Origin of the sequence: Sphingobium phenoxybenzoativorans, assembly GCF_018286635.1 — a bacterium.
Classification (GTDB): domain Bacteria; phylum Pseudomonadota; class Alphaproteobacteria; order Sphingomonadales; family Sphingomonadaceae; genus Sphingobium; species Sphingobium phenoxybenzoativorans.
Genome location: NZ_CP073910.1, coordinates 438722 through 453526 on the forward strand (window position 1 = coordinate 438722; position 14805 = coordinate 453526).

The 14805-nt window shown below is 64.0% G+C and carries 15 protein-coding genes; 5 read left to right on the forward strand and 10 right to left on the reverse strand.

What is annotated here, in order from left to right; all coding sequences use genetic code 11:
* Nucleotides 1–7: 7 nt before the first annotated feature.
* From KFK14_RS02220 to KFK14_RS02230, 3 genes are all read right to left on the reverse strand, one after another.
* Nucleotides 8–895 (reverse strand): UDP-2,3-diacylglucosamine diphosphatase, encoded by an 888-nt coding sequence (locus tag KFK14_RS02220; RefSeq protein ID WP_212609716.1) that lies wholly within the window; start codon nucleotides 893–895, stop codon nucleotides 8–10.
* Between the two features lie 204 nt (nucleotides 896–1099).
* Complete coding sequence (locus KFK14_RS02225; protein WP_212609717.1) at nucleotides 1100–1390, reverse strand: GIY-YIG nuclease family protein; 291 nt, start codon at nucleotides 1388–1390, stop codon at nucleotides 1100–1102.
* Between the two features lie 118 nt (nucleotides 1391–1508).
* A complete protein-coding gene (locus KFK14_RS02230; protein ID WP_212610989.1) occupies nucleotides 1509–2489 on the reverse strand; it encodes an NAD(P)H-quinone oxidoreductase in 981 nt (326 codons plus the stop codon).
* Nucleotides 2490–2673: 184 nt separating this feature from the next.
* Between KFK14_RS02230 and KFK14_RS02235 the strand changes: the two genes are divergently transcribed.
* From KFK14_RS02235 to KFK14_RS02245, 3 genes are all read left to right on the forward strand, one after another.
* Entirely contained in the window at nucleotides 2674–2871 is a 198-nt protein-coding gene (locus tag KFK14_RS02235; protein WP_070157665.1) for a DUF1192 domain-containing protein, read from the forward strand.
* Between the two features lie 156 nt (nucleotides 2872–3027).
* On the forward strand, nucleotides 3028–5355 hold the full coding sequence (clpA, locus tag KFK14_RS02240) for an ATP-dependent Clp protease ATP-binding subunit ClpA (RefSeq protein WP_212609718.1): 2328 nt from the start codon (nucleotides 3028–3030) through the stop codon (nucleotides 5353–5355).
* A gap of 300 nt (nucleotides 5356–5655) precedes the next feature.
* Nucleotides 5656–7719: an alpha/beta hydrolase family protein gene (locus KFK14_RS02245; protein ID WP_212609719.1), complete on the forward strand. Its 2064-nt coding sequence runs from the start codon at nucleotides 5656–5658 to the stop codon at nucleotides 7717–7719.
* 167 nt (nucleotides 7720–7886) lie between these two features.
* On the opposite strand, the gene KFK14_RS02250 is transcribed toward KFK14_RS02245, so the two are convergent.
* Nucleotides 7887–8477 (reverse strand): hypothetical protein, encoded by a 591-nt coding sequence (locus KFK14_RS02250; protein WP_212609720.1) that lies wholly within the window; start codon nucleotides 8475–8477, stop codon nucleotides 7887–7889.
* Entirely contained in the window at nucleotides 8474–9400 is a 927-nt protein-coding gene (locus tag KFK14_RS02255; protein WP_212609721.1) for a hypothetical protein, read from the reverse strand. Before KFK14_RS02255 ends, KFK14_RS02250 begins: the two co-directional genes overlap by 4 nt.
* A gap of 177 nt (nucleotides 9401–9577) precedes the next feature.
* Here KFK14_RS02255 and KFK14_RS02260 point away from each other — a divergent pair, with 177 nt between their 5' ends.
* Complete coding sequence (locus KFK14_RS02260; protein ID WP_212609722.1) at nucleotides 9578–10210, forward strand: glutathione S-transferase family protein; 633 nt, start codon at nucleotides 9578–9580, stop codon at nucleotides 10208–10210.
* Nucleotides 10211–10411: 201 nt separating this feature from the next.
* Here the strand turns inward: KFK14_RS02260 and KFK14_RS02265 are convergent, their stop codons facing one another.
* Nucleotides 10412–11734 (reverse strand): PQQ-dependent sugar dehydrogenase, encoded by a 1323-nt coding sequence (locus KFK14_RS02265; protein WP_070157976.1) that lies wholly within the window; start codon nucleotides 11732–11734, stop codon nucleotides 10412–10414.
* 37 nt (nucleotides 11735–11771) lie between these two features.
* Nucleotides 11772–11948 carry a hypothetical protein gene (locus KFK14_RS02270; RefSeq protein WP_171905924.1) on the reverse strand — a complete coding sequence of 59 codons (177 nt, stop codon included), beginning with the start codon at nucleotides 11946–11948 and terminating at the stop codon, nucleotides 11772–11774.
* Between the two features lie 216 nt (nucleotides 11949–12164).
* Here KFK14_RS02270 and KFK14_RS02275 point away from each other — a divergent pair, with 216 nt between their 5' ends.
* The gene (locus KFK14_RS02275) at nucleotides 12165–12374 is read left to right on the forward strand and encodes a hypothetical protein (protein ID WP_070157975.1); all 210 of its coding nucleotides are present in this window, start codon (nucleotides 12165–12167) and stop codon (nucleotides 12372–12374) included.
* A 139-nt stretch (nucleotides 12375–12513) separates the two neighbouring features.
* Here the strand turns inward: KFK14_RS02275 and argC are convergent, their stop codons facing one another.
* The 3 genes from argC to KFK14_RS02290 are packed head-to-tail and all read right to left on the reverse strand — an operon-like array spanning nucleotide 12514 to nucleotide 14742.
* Nucleotides 12514–13467 carry an N-acetyl-gamma-glutamyl-phosphate reductase gene (gene argC / locus KFK14_RS02280; protein WP_212609723.1) on the reverse strand — a complete coding sequence of 318 codons (954 nt, stop codon included), beginning with the start codon at nucleotides 13465–13467 and terminating at the stop codon, nucleotides 12514–12516.
* Nucleotides 13464–14375, reverse strand: a complete 912-nt coding sequence (locus KFK14_RS02285; RefSeq protein WP_212609724.1) for a C40 family peptidase — start codon at nucleotides 14373–14375, stop codon at nucleotides 13464–13466. The genes argC and KFK14_RS02285 overlap by 4 nt, the downstream gene beginning before the upstream one ends.
* Complete coding sequence (locus KFK14_RS02290; RefSeq protein WP_070157972.1) at nucleotides 14341–14742, reverse strand: MarR family winged helix-turn-helix transcriptional regulator; 402 nt, start codon at nucleotides 14740–14742, stop codon at nucleotides 14341–14343. Before KFK14_RS02290 ends, KFK14_RS02285 begins: the two co-directional genes overlap by 35 nt.
* Nucleotides 14743–14805 lie beyond the last annotated feature (63 nt).

Sequence of the window (14805 nt, forward strand, 5' to 3'; positions counted from 1 at the left end):
CGGCCCTTCAGGCGGCCAGCCGTTCGGCGGCAAGGCGCAGGGCCTGCGCCTCCGCCTGCGCGCGCTTGGCCATCTCGTCGGCCCAGTGCAGCACTTCCATCCGCCCGTCGGCATGCTCGACCAGCGCGGTGCAGCCCTCCACCCAGTCGCCGTCATTATAATAGGCGATGCCCGCAATTTCGCGGATGTCGGCATTGTGGATATGGCCGCACACCACGCCGTCCACGCCGCGCGCGCCGGCCTCATGCGCCACCACTTCCTCGAACTTGGAGATGAAGGCGACGGCGTTCTTGACCTTGTGCTTGGCCATCTTGCTCAGCGACCAATAGGGCAGGTCGAACCATTGCCGCACCGCGTTGACCCAGCGATTGAGGCCCATCAGCGCGGTGTAGGCGGCGTCGCCGACAAAGGCGAGCCAGCGGTGCGCCAGCATGATCGTGTCGAACTCGTCGCCGTGCAGGACCAGCAGCTTGCGGCCGTCGGCGGTCTCATGGATCGCCTTGCGCTTGATCTCCACGCCGCCGAAGTTGAGGCCGCTGAACTGGCGGAACATCTCGTCATGATTGCCGGGGATATAGACGACGCGAGTGCCGCGCCGGGCGCGCTTCATGATCCGCCACACGATGTCGTTATGGGTGGCGGGCCAGTAGAAGCGCTTCTTCAGCCGCCAGCCGTCGATGATGTCGCCGACCAGATAGATGGTCTCGCTGTCCACGCTGTCGAGAAAGTCGATCAGCATCGCGGCATTGCATCCGCGGGTGCCGAGATGGATGTCCGAAATCCAGATGGTGCGATATTTGCGGCGGGGACCGTCCTGCCGCTCCGGCACCACGAACTGATCCGCGATAGTGTCGTCGACATCTGCGGCAAAAGGCAGGCGGCTGACGAAATTCATGAACATGCCCCGGAACTATTGCTGTCGGGACCACGCCATTAGCTGCGCCTTGTTACATTTTGACTTGGAATATGAAGGATTTGCTACGGTATTCGCCATCCCTGCGGAGGCAGGGATTCCGCTTTTCTTGGATTGGGCGACGGGATGCTGAATTTCTGTCGGGAGAAGGACGCGGGACCCCTGCCTCCGCAGGGGTGACGGGCGTTAGCCATTGATCCGGTCGTAGAGATCAATCCAATCGGGATTGCCCTCCTCGATCAACCGGAACTTCCAGTCCCGTTTCCATTTCTTGAGCGCCTTCTCGCGGGCGATGGCTTCCTCGATCGTGGTGTGCTGTTCTGCGTAAACGAGCAGGGTCACGCCATATTTGCGGGTGAAATCTGCGCCGGTTCCAGTCTTGTGCTGATAGGCTCTGGCGGCGATGTTCGCCGTGACGCCGATGTAAAGCGTGCTTCGATAGCGGCTGGCGAGGATGTAGACCCAGCCTCCGCGCATGTCAGATGCGGGGAGATTGTAAGAAAAGCGGGACCCCTGCCTCCGCAGGGGTGACGAATAGGAGTGCCGTCACCCCTGCGAAGGCAGGGGTCCCGCTACACTTCATCGCTACCTCGGCTCACCCGACCACCAAGACAATCTTCCCGAAATGGTCGCCGCTATCCATGCGGGCGTGGGCCTTGTTCGCTTCCGCCAGGGGGAAGCGCTGGTCCATTGCGGGGCGCAGGTCGCCGCTTTCGACGAAGGGCCAGACGACGCGCTTCAGTTCCTCCGCGACCAGGCCCTTGAAGGCGATAGGGCGGGGGCGGAGGGTTGAGCCGGTGATCGTCAGGCGCTTGGCCATCACGTCGCGGATGACGATTTCGGCCCTTGGTCCGCCGAGCACGGAAATGGACACATGCCGTCCGTCCGGCGCCAGGCATTTGAGGTTGCGGGGCAGATAGTCGCCGCCCACCATGTCGAGCACCGCGTTGCATCCTGCGCCGCCGGTGATCCGCGCGACCTCCTCGACATAATCGGCGGTGCGATAGTTGATCGCGTGATCCGCGCCCCATTCCAGCGCCGCGGCGCATTTCTCGTCCGAGCCGCAGGTGACGATGCTGGTGACGCCGAACAATTTGCACAGCGCGATCGCCATCGTGCCGATGCCGCTGGTGCCGCCATGGATCAGGGCGGCTTCACCCTCCGTCACATAGGCGCGCTCGAACAGGTTGGTCCACACGGTGAACAGCGTTTCGGGCAGCGCGGCGGCCTCTACAATGTCATAGGTTTCCGGCACCTGCAGGCACTGGACGGCGGGCGCGACCGCATATTCGGCATAGCCGCCACCCGCGATCAGCGCGCAGACCCGCTGGCCCAGCAGCGCCGCGTCCACGCCTTCGCCAAGCGCCGCGACGGTCCCCGAAACCTCCAGCCCCGGCGTGTCTGGTGCGCCCGGCGGCGGGGGATATTTGCCCATGCGCTGGAGCACGTCCGGCCGGTTCACGCCCGCCGCAGCCACGCGGATCAGCACTTCTCCGGGGCCGGGGACGGGCACCGGCAGGATCGTGGGAACAAGGACATCGGGGCCGCCCGGCGCGCTGATCGCAATGGCCGTCATCTCTTTGGGCACTGCTGCCCCGGTCGTCACATCCACGTCATTCCCCCACAGGAATCCTGAGGTTGGCGCTGGTCCGGGCTTCTTCGTCCCATTCCAGTCCCATTATGTTGCACCGCCACATTTTTTACGGCGCGGCGGTCGCGCTCTTATTGACAGGATGGGGTTTAGGGTCAACATTGCGTTCATGGACATGGAGGATAATCTGCCGCGCAAGGCGGACGATGCCCTGGCCCAGCTTACAAAGCAGGACCTTGATCCCCTGTCCGTTTCCGAACTGGAGGCGCGCATCGCAGCGCTGGAGGGCGAGATCGTCCGCACCCGCGCCAAGATCGACCATGCCGTCCGGCACAAAGCCAGCGCAGAGGCGCTGTTCCGGAAATGACCATGCATCCGCCCTTTTCGCGTCCGCAACGGAACGAAGGGGCGCTGCGAAAGGTTGGCTTTACGGGTCTGTCATACGATTGTCTTGATTGGCCAGTTCGCAATGCCGACATATGGTCCAACATGCCCCCGACCAATGGGGGATTGGAGTAAAGAAATGCCGTCTTTTGCCGCCGCTCTCGAAACCACGCTGCACAATGCGCTGACGCACGCTTCCGAGCGGCGTCACGAATATGCGACGCTGGAGCACCTCCTCCTCGCCCTGATCGATGACGAACATGCGTCCAAGGTGATGCAGGCGTGCGGCGTCGACATTGGCGAGCTGGGCGATGCGGTCACCCAATATCTCGACACCGAACTCGACAGCCTGAAGGTGGAGGGCGAAACCGACCCCTCGCCGACAAGCGGTTTCCAGCGCGTCGTGCAACGCGCCATCCTCCACGTGCAATCCTCCGGCAAGGATGAGGTCACCGGCGCGAACGTGCTGGTCGCCCTGTTCTCCGAGCGGGAGAGCTATGCTGTCTATTTCCTGCAGCAGCAGGATATGAGCCGCCTGGATGCGGTGAGCTATCTCAGTCATGGCGTCGGCAAAGGCACCGCCGCCCCTGAGCAACGCGAGGTCAAGGGCGCCGTGGAGGAAGAAAAGAAGCAGGACAGCAAGGGCAAGAAGGACAGCGCCCTCGACCAGTTCACCGTCAACCTCAATGAGAAGGCGGAGAAGGGCAAGGTCGATCCGCTGATCGGCCGCGGGCCGGAGGTCGACCGGACGATCCAGATCCTGTGCCGCCGGTCGAAGAACAACCCGCTCTATGTCGGCGATCCTGGCGTCGGCAAGACCGCCATCGCGGAAGGGCTGGCCCGCAAGATCGTCGAAGGCGAAGTGCCCGAAGTGCTCAAGGAAGCGGTGATCTACTCGCTCGACATGGGCGCGCTGCTCGCCGGCACCCGCTATCGCGGCGATTTCGAGGAGCGGCTGAAAGCGGTCGTCAACGAGCTGGAAAAGATGCCGCACGCGGTGCTGTTCATCGATGAAATCCACACCGTCATCGGCGCTGGCGCGACCAGCGGCGGCGCGATGGATGCGTCCAACCTGCTGAAGCCCGCTTTGTCGGGCGGCACGATCCGTTGCATCGGATCGACCACCTACAAGGAGTTCCGCAATCATTTCGAGAAGGACCGGGCGCTGCTCCGGCGTTTCCAGAAGATCGACGTGAACGAACCGACGGTCGAGGATACGATCAAGATCCTGACCGGCCTGCGCTCCGCGTTCGAGGATCATCACCACGTCAAATATACGCCGGACGCGATCAAGTCGGCCGTGGAACTTAGCGCGCGCTACATCAACGACCGCAAGCTGCCGGACAAGGCGATCGACGTGATCGACGAGGTCGGCGCGATGCAGATGCTGGTGCCGCTCGCCAAGCGGAAAAAGACGATCACGCCCAAGGAGATCGAGCAGGTCATCGCGACCATGGCCCGCATCCCCCCGAAAACCGTGTCGAGCGACGACAAGACGGTGCTGGAGACGCTCTCCACCGACCTGAAGCGCGTGGTGTTCGGCCAGGACAAGGCGATCGAGGTGCTCTCGTCAGCGATCAAGCTTTCGCGCGCGGGCCTGCGCGATCCGGACAAGCCGATCGGCAACTATCTCTTCTCCGGCCCCACCGGCGTCGGCAAGACGGAGGTCGCGCGGCAACTCGCCACCCTGCTCGGCATTCCGCTGCAGCGGTTCGACATGTCCGAATATATGGAGCGGCACTCGGTCAGCCGCCTGATCGGCGCGCCTCCGGGCTATGTCGGCTATGATCAGGGCGGCCTGCTGACCGACGCCATCGACCAGCAACCGCATTGCGTTCTGCTGCTCGACGAGATCGAGAAGGCGCATCCGGACCTGTTCAACATATTGTTGCAGGTGATGGATAATGGCCGCCTGACCGATCATCACGGCAAGACGGTGGATTTCCGCAATGTCATCCTGATCATGACCACCAACGCCGGCGCGTCGGACATGGAGAAGGAAGGCATCGGCTTCGGTACGCTGACCCGCGACGATGTGGGCGAGGAAGCGGTCAAGAAGCTGTTCACGCCGGAATTCCGCAACCGCCTGGATGCGATCGTGCCGTTCGGCTACCTGCCGCCGGAAATCGTCGCCCGCGTCATCGACAAGTTCGTGCTCCAGCTCGAACTGCAGCTTGCCGACCGCGACGTGCACATCACGCTGGACGATGAGTCCAAGGCGTGGCTGACCAAGCGCGGTTACGACAAGCTGTATGGCGCGCGCCCGATGGGCCGCCTGATGCAGGAGAAGATCAAGCAGCCGCTGGCCGAGGAATTGCTGTTCGGCAAGCTCGTCCACGGCGGCGAGGTCCATGTCCGGCTGAAGGACGACGCGCTGGCCTTCGAAATCATCCCCGCCGCGCCCAAAAAGGGCAAAAAGGGCGGCGGAGCGCCGAAGAAACCGGCCCCGGCGAAGGCGGGCAAGTAATCCCGGATACCATCCGGTGATGTAAGGAGGGCGGCTCGTAAGGGCCGCCCTTTTTCTTTGGGGTGAGCGAGGCATGATCAGCGCGACAGAGCGGACTCTCGACGTCAGAACTTAAGGAGCGGGACCCCTGCCTTCGCAGGGGTGACGAGCCTCAATTCTGTCACCCCTGCGAAGGCAGGGGTCCCGCTTTTGTCTCCTGTCCAAACGATTGCGCCATATGGAGCGGACCTGCTTCTCCCCCTTGCGCCCATCCGCAAAAAGATCATGCTGCCGCCTCCCCCAATAAGAGAGAGGCCCCTGATGCTCCGCTTTCGCCAGCCCCTGATCGCTCTGTTGCTGCTTGGCGCGGCGCCCATTGCCTTTGCGGAGGAGCCAAAGCCCGCCTCCGACGGCCCCGTCCGCGCCTTTACCGGCCGCGACCTCTTTTCGCTGGAGGCGGCGAGCGATCCGCAGATCAGCCCGGATGGCAAGACCATCGCCTATGTCCGCATGTCCAACGACATCATGACGGACAAGGCGCGGCCGACCATCTGGCTGGTGGATGTGGCGAGTGGCGGCCAGTCGCCACTGGTCGCCGGGCCAGGGTCGCACCGCTCGCCGCGCTGGTCGCCGGACGGCAAGCGCCTCGCCTATGTCTCCGCCACCGATGGCGCGCCGCAATTGCATGTGCTGTGGATGGCGGACGGGACGAGCGCGAAGATCACCGGCCTGCCCGACAGCCCCGGCGCGATCGCCTGGTCGCCGGACGGGCGCAGCATCGCCTACACCATGACCGTGCCGGACACCGACACGAAGCTGGGCAGCGCGCCGGACAAGCCGGAGGGCGCGAAATGGGCCGAGCCGCTGACCATCATCGATAAGGTGACATACCGGGCGGACGGCGCGGGCTATCTGAAACCGGGTTTCGATCATGTCTTTGTCGTGGCGGCGGATGGCGGCGCGCCGCGCCAGATCACCTTCGGCAAGTTTAACGACAATGGCCCGCTGAGCTGGTCTGCCGACAGCCGCACGATCATTTTCAGCGCCAACCGCAATGCCGACTGGGAGCTGCATCCTCTCAACAGCGAGATATTCTCGGTAGACGTTCAGGGCGGCGGCATCAGGGCGCTGACCAGCCGCAACGGCCCGGACGAAGGCGCGCAAATGTCGCCGGACGGCACGAAGATCGCCTATCTCGGCTTCGACGACAAGGAGCGCAGCTATGAGAATGCGGTGCTCTATGTGATGAACGCCAATGGCGGTTCTCCGCGCGCTCTGACCGCATCGCTGGATCGCAGCATCGATGCCGTCAAATGGGCGGGCAACGGCGCGCTGATCGTCTCCTATGACGATCATGGCGTGAAGCGGGTCGCGCGCGTTGGTCTGGACGGCAAGATGACGACGCTCGCCACCGGCCTTGCGGGCGACGCATTCGACCGCCCATACACCGATGGCGAGTTCAGCGTGTCGAAGGGCGGGACGGTCGCCTATACCGGCGGTGACACGCTGAATCCGGCGGACGTCTATGTCGCGGGCGGCAAGGATGGGCGGCGGCTGACCCGGCTTAACGCCGGGCTGCTGGAGGGCAAGGCGATGGCGCAGGTGCGCAAGCTGGCGGTAACGGCGCCGGACGGCCGCGCCATCGACGCCTGGCTGGTGACGCCGCCGGGTCTGGCGCAGGGGGCAAAGGCGCCGCTGATCCTGGAAATCCACGGCGGACCGTTCGCCGCCTATGGCCCCAGCTTCTCGACCGATTATCAGCTTTATGCGGCGGCGGGCTATGCCGTGCTCTACACCAACCCGCGCGGCAGCACCTCCTATGGCGCGGAGTTCGCCAACCTGATCGACAAGAAATATCCGGCCGACGATTACGGCGACCTGATGGCCTCGGTCGACGCCGCGATCGCGGCGGGCGTTGCCGACCCGGACAATCTGTTCGTCACCGGCGGGTCGGGCGGCGGCGTGCTGACCGCCTGGATCGTCGGCAAGACGCAGCGGTTCAAGGCGGCGGCGACGCAGAAGCCGGTGATCGACTGGTCCAGCTTCGTCCTCACCTCCGACGGGTCGAATTTCTACACGCCCTACTGGTTCGCGAAAAAGCCGTGGGAGGATCATGAGGGCTATTGGGCGCGCTCGCCGCTCAGCCTGGTCGGCAATGTGAAAACGCCGACGCTGGTGGTCGTGGGGTCGGAGGATTACCGCACCCCGGTCAGCGAGTCCGAGCAATATTATACCGCGCTGAAATTGCAGGGGATACCGACCGCGCTGGTGAAGGTGCCCGGCGCAAGCCATGGCGGCATCGCCGCGCGGCCCAGCCAGTCGGCGGCGAAGGCGTCGGCGATCCTGGCCTGGTTCGAGAAATACCGGACGGCGGCGAAGCCCTGATCGTCAGGCGTCCGCGCCTCGCCATCCGGTCCTTCATGGGGCGGGAGCATGGGATCGGGGCGCGCGCCCGGCCGTTTGGACCGTTTTGGCCGTAGGGCGGGACGCCGCCGCCTGCTCGCGCTGCGTCATCCTCTGGCGCGGGCCGGATATGCGGCTGTCCGCGCCGCTTACACCGACAGGCGCAGGGCGACCTCCGCATGCTTGCCGAGATAGTTCAGCACATAGGATGTCGATGTCAGAACGACCCCCACGAAGCCGCCCATGAAGGCGAAGCGCTTGCCCCGGTCCAGGCTTATCACCCGTCCCTCCCCCGAAACGTCCAGCACATAGTTCCAGAGCAGCGCGTACAGCCAGAGCGCGAACAGCAGAATCGCGGTCTGCGCTACATGGATGAATGTCGGCAATGTGCGGACATGGCTGTGGATCAGCATTTTCGGCCAGCTCATATCCTGGGTGCGCGCGTCGCCGCCCGCATGCAGGATCGTGTCGGACCAACTGACGTCCGCATACATGTCATATACCGGCGCAAGGACGGAAATCAGCAGCGCCGACAAGATCCAGGGTATCAGCCTCGCCGAATTGTAGAAGGACTGGAAGAAGCCATCCATCCCGTCCATCGCCTGCTCTATCCACGGCCGGAATCTCGACTGCGCCGAGATCAGCATGAGGAAATCCAGCAGGCCAGACAGGCCCACGATCGCGCCGAACAGCCACAGCGCCACATTCTCCAGGGAAAAGAGTTCGATCGGCTGGGTCATCGAACCTTCTGCTCCTTCAGGCTCTCGACCATTTCTTCCGTGGTGGAGCGGATGTTGGCGAGTCCGGCGTGCTGGATAAGCGCCACCACCAGCAGCGCCGATCCCACGAACAGCATGGAGGATGAACTCATGTGCCGCCACACGGTGTAGGACATCATCTCGCACAAGAAATAGAAGATCAGCAGAGGCTCTATGATCCGCAAAATGATCAACAGGTCGGACAGCGTACGCGCGCCCCGCGCATCCTGCCGCGCCGATTGCAGCACCGACCGGAACTGTTTCCTGAACGCGATGGACGTCAGCAGGGTGACCGAAAAGACAGCGATCAGGATCAGGCCGGAGATCGCCGCCACCCTGGTATAGCTGGCCAGGTGGCCGGGGCCGCCGAACAGGTTGAGGGAGCGCATCAGGAAGGCCAGCGCCAGCATGTCCAGCGCCACCGCCATGGATTGAAGCTGGCGGCCGACAATTTCCGCCGATGCGCCGAACGCCTCCATGATCTTTCGCGCCAGACGGCGCTGCGCGCCCTCCTCCTCCTTCACCACCGCGAACGGGTTTTCGACGATTTTCTTGGTGTAGGCGCGCCAGACGACAATGATCGTGATCGACGAGAAGGTGACATAGATGTGGTTGGCGATTTCCGAAACGATATCGCGCAACAGGACCGGCGCCCTGATGGTCTGCAGATATTGCGCCATACGCTCGAAAATATGGGGCAGCGCCCAGTCGCTTACCGCCACCGTCAATGCGCCGTAGATGCACAGCAGACCCGCATGCCAGAGCGCATTCTGAAACGCCCAGCCCAGGACCTGGCGGCGGTTCCCCGTATAGGTTCCCAGCTTGACCGCGGTCAGGCCAGCCACATCAAGCGATACGATCACGCCGATTAACAGAAAAAGCGCGATTTCCGGGCCGGACAGCATTTCATTACCCCTCCGTCACAATCGACCATTTTCTGGGGCGTTGCGCAAGATGCGGGCGGCGCAAAGCGGCTGAACTGAACCCATATCGGTTGCAACATATGGCTGCTTCCGTCCATTATGATGCGCACAGGCCGGGTAATGCCGTCGCGCGCTGGCTTTCATAAGGAGAGACATGCCATGACCGATCCGATCATCTTCTACACCAACCCCATGTCGCGTGGGCAGATCGCACGCTGGATGCTGGAGGAGGTGGGCGCGCCCTATAAGCAGACGATCCTCGCCTATGATACGTCGATGAAGGATGAGGACTATCTGGCGATCAACCCGATGGGGAAGGTCCCTGCCATCGTGCATGAGGGCAATGTGGTGACGGAATGCGCGGCGATCTGCGCCTATCTGGCGGATGTGTTTCCAGGGGCGAAATTGGGGCCATGGCCTTCGGAAAAGGCGGATTATTATCGCTGGCTGTTCTTTGCGGCCGGGCCGGTGGAGGCGGCCGTCACCAACCGGGCGGCGGGTTTCCGCGCGGACAGCGGCAAGTCGCGTATGATGGGCTATGGCACATTTGAAGATACGATGGGTGCGCTGGAGAAGGCGCTGAGCGGCCGTCCTTTCATCTGCGGCGGGCGGTTCACGGCCGCCGATGTCTATGTCGGCGCGCAGGTGGATTGGGGGCTGACGTTCGGCACCATCCCCTCACGCCCGGCATTTCAGGAATATGCCATCCGCGTGCGCGCACGCCCGGCCTATAAGAAGCAGAAAGAGATCGACAACGCCCTGATCGCGGAGATGCAGGCGGCGGGGAGATAGACTTTATCCTGCTTTCGCAGGGGCGCGCTGTTCTAACGGCTCAAGATAATCGCCGAGAAGAAAAGCTTTCCAATGCGTCATTCCGGCGAAAGCCGGACCCCAACGCGCCTTCGGCACGGCCGCGATGTTGGGAGAGATGGGTCCCGGCTTTCGCCGGGATGACGAAGAAAGGGGCGCCGGCGTTTTGCAGTATTTCCGGCCCTATTTCCGCACCCGCCAGATCACGCCGCCGACATCGTCGCTGACCAGCAGCGCGCCGGTCTTGTCCGCGGTCACGTCGACCGGGCGGCCATGCGCCTTGCCCTCCGGCGTCAGGAAGCCGGTGAGGATGTCGACCGGCTTGCCACCGGCGCGGTCGCCCGCGTCGAATTTCACGAACACGACCTTGTATCCCGCGACCGGCTTGCGGTTCCAGCTTCCGTGCAGGCCGACGAACACGCCATTGTCATAAGGCGCGCCGAAATTGATCTTGTCGGTGAAGGTCAGGCCGAGCGGGGCGACATGGTTGCCCAGCGCATAGTCCGGCCGGTGGGTATATTCGCGCAGTTCCGGCCGCTCCGGCTGCACCCGCTTGTCCTCATAGCCGCCCCAGTAATTCCACGGCCAGCCATAGAAGCCGCCAAATTCCACGCGGGTCAGATAGTCGGGCACAAGGTCGGAGCCGATCATGTCGCGCTCATTGACCACGGTCCACAGGTCTCCGGTCTTGGGGTTGAACGCCATGCCGACCGGATTGCGCAGGCCCGCCGCATAGATGCGATAATCGCCCTTCGCCGTGTCGACCTCCAATATGTTGGCGCGGTTATCCTCGGTATCCAGGCCATTTTCGCCGATATTGCTGTTCGACCCGACGGCGACATAGAGCAGCTTCCCGTCCGGGCTGGCGACCAGGTTGCGGCTCCAGTGCATGTTGGGTTCCTGCGCGGGCAGGTTCATGACCTTCCGCCCGGCATCGCTGATCTTCGTGTCGCCTTCCTTATAGGGGAAGGACATCAGCGAGTCGGTATTGGCGACGTAGAGCCGGTCCCCCACCAGCGCCATGCCATAGGGCGAGTTGAGACCGGTGAGGAAGGTCGTCCTGACCTCCGCCTTGCCGTCGCCGTCCGCGTCGCGCAGCAGGATGATGCGGTTGGGGGAGGGGACGCCCGCACCCGCCTTGTCTAGCAGATAGTTCATGATGCGGTCCTGGATGCCACTGGCCGGGCGCGTCGGACTGTTGGTTTCCGCCACCAATATGTCGCCATTGGGCAGGCGGTACATCGACCGGGGATGGGTCAGCCCTTCCGCGAAGCGATCGACGGTCAGGCCCTTGGCCGCCACCGGCTTCTCGCCCGCCTTCCACCCCTGCACCTCGGCGATCTTGACCGTGGGGATGATCTGCGTCCGGGCGGTGGTGAACACCGGTTCGCGCCCCGTGCTCTGGTCGTCGGTCAGCCGGGCGGTGTCGCCGCGCGCCAGGTAAAGGATCACCGCGCCCGCGACGAGCAGCAGGACGAGCGGGAACAGGATCAGATGTTTCTTCATGGCCTATGACTTATGCCCACGGGCCGCCGCCCGCAAGTCAGCGTCCGCGTTCGCGCAGCCACAGGATCAGCGCGATCAGCACGCCCGCGCCAAGGCCGCCGAGCAGGCCGATGGTCGGCTGGCCCAGAAAGCCGCCGCCAATGGTTCCGGCCAGAACCAGAAAGGCGATGATCGCGCCTGCGCCCGTCGGCGGCTTGGGTTTTTGCGTCGTCATGCCTGCCCCTTGCCACGCTTCGCGGCGCGTCGCCAGTGGGACAATCACTGGCCCAGAACGGGACGCTTCCCGTCCCATCCCGGCACGGCTGTCCCGCAATGGCATATCCCTAACCGGCCGTTGACCACCGCGACGGGCCTGCGCGCATCATCCGCCGTTTCTGGCACGGCCATTGAGAGTGCGCATGCGGGCAAAAGAATATGTCGGGGTTTCGCGATGCAATTACCATTTCTGTCGGACCGCAAAAGCTATGACGATGCGGCGGACCTGATCACGCGCTTCGGCGATGACGCGGGCTATGAGGCGGCGGCGCTGGCGGACAAGAGCCGGGACCTCGGCAACCACATCCGCTTCTGCCACTGGCGGCAGATCGAGCGGATGATCATCGTGCTGTCGATCAAGCAGGCGATCGGCACGATTCACTAAGTATTTTGAGCATAGGCAACCGGGTTGGGAAGTAACTTTTCCGTTCGGGCTGAGCCTGTCGAAGCCCTGCACTTTCTTCGAAGTAAGGACAGTCCTTCGACAGGCTCAGGACGAACGGTTTGGGCGGCGCCCTCAATATCTAAAGCCGCAACCCCGCCGTTTGCGGCAGTCCCGCCAATATGTTGAGGTTCTGCACCGCCGCGCCCGCCGCGCCCTTGCCCAGATTGTCGAGGGCGGCGATCAGGCGGACCTGCCCGGCCTTCTCATTGCCGAACACGAACAGTTCCAGCCGGTCGCTCGCACCCGCCTGCTCGATGTCGATGGCGGGCATGGACAGCCCCTCGACCAGCGGATGCACGGACACCACGTCCGATCCCGCATAAGCCGCCGTCAGCGCATCGTGCAGCGCCACGACCGAGGGCCGGTCCCGCATCGCCCGCAACTGCAGCGGCACCTCGACCAGCATGCCGCGATAGACCTTCGCCACCGCAGGCGAGAAAAGCGGCGGATGGTTGGTGCCGCCATGCACCTGCATCTCCGGCACATGCTTGTGCGCCAGCGACAGGGCGTAGGCGCGGTGGGCGGTGTCCGTGGCGTCGGGCGCATCGCCCTGTTCGAACATGGCGATCATCGCCTTGCCGCCGCCGGAATAGCCCGACACGGCGTTGACGGTCAGCGGCCAGTCGAGCGGGATCAGCCCGGCGCGCACCAGCGGCCGCACCAGCGCCAGATAGCCGGTCGGGTAGCAGCCCGGATTGGCGACGAAGCGGGTGGCGGCCAGCTTCTCCCCCTGGTCCGGCTCCAGTTCAGGAAAGCCGTAGGTCCACCCGTCGGCGATCCGATGCGCGGTCGATGCGTCGATCACCTTCGTCCGGTCATTGCCGATCAGCGACACCGCCTCGCGCGCGGCGTCGTCCGGCAGGCAGAGGATGACGACATCGGCGTCGTTCAGCGCGCCCTTGCGCGCGGCGGCGTCCTTGCGCTCCGCGTCGGACAGGGTGATGAGCGAAAGTTCCGGCCGTCCGGCCAGCCGCTCCCGGATTTCCAGGCCGGTGGTCCCGGCCCCTCCGTCGATAAAAACAGTCGTGGTCACTTGGCGATCCTTCTGCGCGCCAATACCGGCTGCGCATATGTGGGCGTGAGGCGGGCGATGACGTCGGCCAGAGGCTCGATCACCGTCGCCATCCAATGGGCGTTCGCATGGAGCAGATTCTCCGCGTCCGCCATGATCCCGACATGGCCGGGGAAAAAGACCAGATCCCCTCGTCGGAGCGCATCGTCGTCGGCCAGCGGCCTGCCAATGCCTTCTCGCTGCAGGTCGGTGTCGCGCGGGGCGGCGATGCCGCAACGGGACAGCGCGATCTGCACCAGCCCCGAACAGTCGAGGCCGCCATGGCCCCGCCCGCCCCAGACATAGGGCTGGCCAAGGAAGTGCTGCGCCACCGCGACCCAGTCGCTTTCCAGTTCGCCCAGCGGGGCGGCGTGGCGCGCATGCACATGCCCCTCCGCGCAGACGATGAAGCCGTCCGCCTCCGCGCCGGAAAAGGTCGCGCCCAGCGGCCAGAAATCGATGATGCGCGATTTGATGTCCGGCTTTTCGAACAGCGGCGCGGACAGGGCCGTCACCTGATGCGTCGGCGTTTCCCGCGCATCCAGCGCCTCGCGCCGGATATAGCCGACATAGCCGTCATGCCCGCAAAAGCCCCAGGCCCAGTGCGTCGTCATGTCCAGCGCGTGGAACGTCTCGCCCCGCAACAATTGGGTGACGGCCGCCGCGCCGGTCTGCCCCGACTCCAGCACCATCGCGCCGGGCAGCACGCAGGTCATCTCGACCGCGCGGGCGTAATGGGCGGAGAATAATATGCCGGCGAGGGAGAGGTCGGCCAGGTCGCCGCGCACCGCATGCACGCGCTTGTCCAGAACGACGGACCGGCCGTTCAGGCGGAAGCTGTGCCTCTCTGGCGGGTCAATGTCCGCCGTTTGTGTGTCGGTGCCCTTCATCGCGGCTGGTTCCTGCGATGAAATCGTTGAAACCGTCAAGAAATTCCGCGCCTTTCGGTGTTCTGGCGACGAATATGTTGCGGCGATCCGCAGCGTCGCGTTCGCGGCGCAGATACCCGAGGGCGGACAGCTTGTTAAGAGCGCGCGTGATCACGGGCTTCGATACGTTCAGCGCTTCGGCCAGACCGCGCACCGTATGCGGCCCCGGTTCGACATAAACCGTCATCATCAGGGCCATTTGCCGGTTGGTCAGATCAGGCTCGCCCGATCGCACATAATCGACCAGCGTATGCATCCAGTGGTTGAGCGCGCGTAGGGCACGATGCTCCACCGGCACCCGCTCGTCGGAAGTGGCATGAACATTCATAAGGCCCCTAACGCACGATAGCCGAAGCGGTTGCGTAACGGTTGGCCGAAACAGCGATTTTAC

Excerpts from the sequence above, each read along its gene's own strand:
- KFK14_RS02250 (WP_212609720.1), bottom strand. The coding sequence starts at position 8,477 with ATGACCCAGCCGATCGAACTCTTTTCCCTGGAGAATGTGGCGCTGTGG.
- KFK14_RS02260 (WP_212609722.1), top strand. The coding sequence starts at position 9,578 with ATGACCGATCCGATCATCTTCTACACCAACCCCATGTCGCGTGGGCAG.
- KFK14_RS02275 (WP_070157975.1), top strand. The coding sequence starts at position 12,165 with ATGCAATTACCATTTCTGTCGGACCGCAAAAGCTATGACGATGCGGCG.
- KFK14_RS02220 (WP_212609716.1), bottom strand. The coding sequence starts at position 895 with ATGAATTTCGTCAGCCGCCTGCCTTTTGCCGCAGATGTCGACGACACT.
- KFK14_RS02235 (WP_070157665.1), top strand. The coding sequence starts at position 2,674 with ATGGACATGGAGGATAATCTGCCGCGCAAGGCGGACGATGCCCTGGCC.
- clpA (WP_212609718.1), top strand. The coding sequence starts at position 3,028 with ATGCCGTCTTTTGCCGCCGCTCTCGAAACCACGCTGCACAATGCGCTG.
- KFK14_RS02290 (WP_070157972.1), bottom strand. The coding sequence starts at position 14,742 with ATGAATGTTCATGCCACTTCCGACGAGCGGGTGCCGGTGGAGCATCGT.
- KFK14_RS02230 (WP_212610989.1), bottom strand. The coding sequence starts at position 2,489 with ATGACGGCCATTGCGATCAGCGCGCCGGGCGGCCCCGATGTCCTTGTT.
- KFK14_RS02245 (WP_212609719.1), top strand. The coding sequence starts at position 5,656 with ATGCTCCGCTTTCGCCAGCCCCTGATCGCTCTGTTGCTGCTTGGCGCG.
- KFK14_RS02285 (WP_212609724.1), bottom strand. The coding sequence starts at position 14,375 with ATGAAGGGCACCGACACACAAACGGCGGACATTGACCCGCCAGAGAGG.
- KFK14_RS02225 (WP_212609717.1), bottom strand. The coding sequence starts at position 1,390 with ATGCGCGGAGGCTGGGTCTACATCCTCGCCAGCCGCTATCGAAGCACG.
- KFK14_RS02270 (WP_171905924.1), bottom strand. The coding sequence starts at position 11,948 with ATGACGACGCAAAAACCCAAGCCGCCGACGGGCGCAGGCGCGATCATC.
- KFK14_RS02265 (WP_070157976.1), bottom strand. The coding sequence starts at position 11,734 with ATGAAGAAACATCTGATCCTGTTCCCGCTCGTCCTGCTGCTCGTCGCG.
- KFK14_RS02255 (WP_212609721.1), bottom strand. The coding sequence starts at position 9,400 with ATGCTGTCCGGCCCGGAAATCGCGCTTTTTCTGTTAATCGGCGTGATC.